Below are 3042 nucleotides of genomic sequence, written 5' to 3' on the forward strand. Positions count from 1 at the left end.
TAGAGGGGGGAGTGATTATGCATCGCGTTCCAGGTTTTGAGTGGTATCTAATCCTAGAACGTGACCTCCCCTCTTTTCTACAATCCCCACCTAGACTGCTTTTCACTTCTTTTGTCAGTCAATCAGGCTGCTGGGTTTACCACAGCGTTTTTGAAAACATTGGGAGACTCTGACATTAGTTGCAATGTAGTGGCTGGTGCTCATCATGATCATGTTTTTAGTCGCTGATGAGAAACAAAGTCCGCCCGGCTTTCTGTGGGATGTATATTTGATAGCATCGTGGATTACCATCGTGCATTGAGGATGTAGGCGATCGCCAAAAAAGTGGGGGAAAATTTTATCAGGCTTGAAGAACAGACCGTTGTAACAAAAAGAAAAAAGGCTGGGGGATGAGCTTATAATCCATCAAACCAAATACGGAATTATCGTCAATTTTCTTAAAAGAATCATTAATTGGTAAATAATCGTAAATCATAGTGGCGGTAACTACACCACGATTTTCCATCATTCGCAAACGTGCTTGGCTAACTTCAGTTTTAAAGAAACGATTAAACCAACGCAGACCCGGAGCTACCCATGGATAACGATTGATATGAAAATTTAGGGAGAGTGCCATTACAGTGGGATCTGGCTTCAGTTTGAAAATTTCACCCTCGGTATTTTGAAACAACAAAGGATGAACAGTTTCTGAATCAATAAACTCCTTACCATACCAACAAATCATTTCCAATATGCCATCCATAGGATGATTAGTGGAAATTCCCTTGCCCTGCCAACGCCCTGTCATAAAAGCCAAATTCACAGGTTCCAAGGAATCATAAACAGACAATGCTTCGGCAGTAGTCATTGTGGGAGCTGACAAGAGAGATTGTAAATCGGTTTTAGCTATCATCCTGGCTCCTAATCAAAATAAAGAGGACTTTCAACTCAACTGGGGGGATAAACTTTAAAATCAGAAAGACGACAATAAAGATATGGTTCCAGCTCTTTATTGTCGTAGTCCCTTCCATTTTTACTACCTCCCCACCCCTGCTGGACAAAGGCTAACTAGTTCAGGCCCAAGGTTTGACCCTGACCGGAGGCCCCCTGAGTGGAAGCAAAAAAAGCAGCAGAGGTTGGAGGAGTCTAATGATGTTAGCCTACACACCCCCTTTGTAATATTAACTGTTATGGATAAGCTCTTTTTCTCTCTATTTATCAGCATCTTTTACGCTGTTGGGTTTGGTCTGCTTTGGTCTGGTATCAACTCTGCCAAGCAATCAGTCGAAGCATCTAATTGGCCATCTGTAACCGGCACAATTACCAATCTGTCTCTTCGCGAGAACTCAGACAGCGATGGCACAACTTATGGGGTAGAGGTGGAGTATCGTTATTCTGTCATGGGCCGGACATATACCAGTTCCCGATTGGCATTTGGATATGCTTCCAGTAGCGGCAGACAGGCACACCAAGATATTCTCAATAAATTAGAGCACGCTTCATCAGTAAAGGTTCGATATAATCCAGAAAATCCTGCAACATCTACTCTTTCATTTGGGATTCATCGCTCAGTAAAATTTGTCTTAGCTTTTGCTATTACATGGTTAGCATTTGTTTTTGGTTTTACCTTAATTTGGTGGATAGCATCTCAACCAGATGATGTTCTGCTCAAAAATATGGAAGTAACCTTAAAGCGATAATTTTACTAATTGTTTCATCCACAGAAATGAAGGATTTGACCTTGACTGAGCTTAATTTGCAATCCACACTGATGAAAGATATTGCCTCTACCTATGCTAGTTTAGGCAACTATGACCAAGCCATTGCCATAGTCAATGACATCACTGACTATGAACTCCAGTCCTTAGCAATGGTAGATGTAGATATTGCCTCTGCTTATGTTGCTGCAGATAAGGATTATCAGTCTCTATTCGACATGATTAGCAATCCCCAAGCGAAGTTGTTGACTAAGATTAATTTTTATTTGCTGAAAGCAAGATAAATGGCGTCTCTTTAAGCGGTCAGGTTTGTTTGAAAATTCAAAAAATGCTGTACCATCAAACCAAACTTACAACAGCTTCATTGCCACACGAGTGATTAACGATTGCGATGTAAACTATTTCCAATCTTAACGTGTCATTATTTTTACCACAGTCATTTTTCATCAACGAGACTTGAAGATTATTCACTCTGCCGTTGGGGAGCACCACATTCTTTACAGTGGGGTAAATGTTGATAGGTAAGAGCATGACAACTTAGGCATTCAACATATTGATAATAACCACAGTGGGGACAATGGGAATCCTGGGGGCGAATTCGCTTCGCACATTTTACACAACTGGATTTTTGAAACCGTTTAGCTGCTTGACCTTTAGGATTAAAAACAAATCTTTGGAAAAATTTAATAACGCCAAATCCCACCAAAGGAATAAACAAAATATATAGATAACTAATGGCAAAAATTAATCCACCAAAAACAGCTTCAATAAAATTGAAGACGAGATCAAAAATAAGACCAAATTGTAGAAATTCAAAGACTTTTAAAATTAGGGGAATAAGAAAAATAACTAGCAAGTGCCAGCTAATCAAAGCCACTAATCCATAGCCTTTTTTGACTGCAAAACTATGAACCCAAAGGGCAGTTACAATTAAAGGTATTAAAAATAGACTTTGGAAAAGAAACCGAATAGTCGGATACCAAAACATCGCTTTGAGATAACTCTGATTTAAGTCCTCCCAGACCTCTTTTTGATTAATAAAATTAAGAAAATTGACGCTTTCTGGTTTTGCCAAAAGTTGTTGTTCTAGGCGGGTAATTTCCTGCTTTAAACTGGCAATTTTAGCAATATTTTGATTTAATTGTTGCTTGGCTTTTTCTGGAGGGGTTTGATTAATTGAATTTTCTTTCCTTTGACCAGCAATTTTTTCTAATAATGTCGAGTCATACTGGGAGCGGATGGTATTATTGGATTCTTCAAGATCATTAATTTGAGCTACGGTCTGATTAATCTTAATAATAAGATTTTGATTATCGGTGGTTTGAATTTTATCGTGATATTGGGC

At 39.0% G+C, this 3042-nt stretch carries 4 protein-coding genes; 2 read left to right on the plus strand and 2 right to left on the minus strand.

From position 1 onward, the window contains the following. Positions 1–340 precede the first annotated feature (340 nt). Positions 341–847 (minus strand): DUF4334 domain-containing protein, encoded by a 507-nt coding sequence (locus IQ219_RS18520; protein WP_228017352.1) that lies wholly within the window; start codon positions 845–847, stop codon positions 341–343. 322 nt (positions 848–1169) lie between these two features. Between IQ219_RS18520 and IQ219_RS18525 the strand changes: the two genes are divergently transcribed. Beyond that, the gene (locus IQ219_RS18525) at positions 1170–1679 is read left to right on the plus strand and encodes a DUF3592 domain-containing protein (RefSeq protein ID WP_190599885.1); all 510 of its coding nucleotides are present in this window, start codon (positions 1170–1172) and stop codon (positions 1677–1679) included. Positions 1680–1705: 26 nt separating this feature from the next. Then, entirely contained in the window at positions 1706–1981 is a 276-nt protein-coding gene (locus IQ219_RS18530) for a hypothetical protein (protein WP_194073582.1), read from the plus strand. A gap of 179 nt (positions 1982–2160) precedes the next feature. On the opposite strand, the gene IQ219_RS18535 is transcribed toward IQ219_RS18530, so the two are convergent. Continuing rightward, a partial coding sequence (locus IQ219_RS18535) for a zinc ribbon domain-containing protein (RefSeq protein ID WP_194073583.1) occupies positions 2161–3042 on the minus strand: 882 nt, incomplete at its 5' end.

It is taken from the genome of Synechocystis sp. LEGE 06083 (assembly GCF_015207725.1).
GTDB classification, from domain to species: Bacteria; Cyanobacteriota; Cyanobacteriia; order Cyanobacteriales; family Microcystaceae; genus Synechocystis; species Synechocystis salina.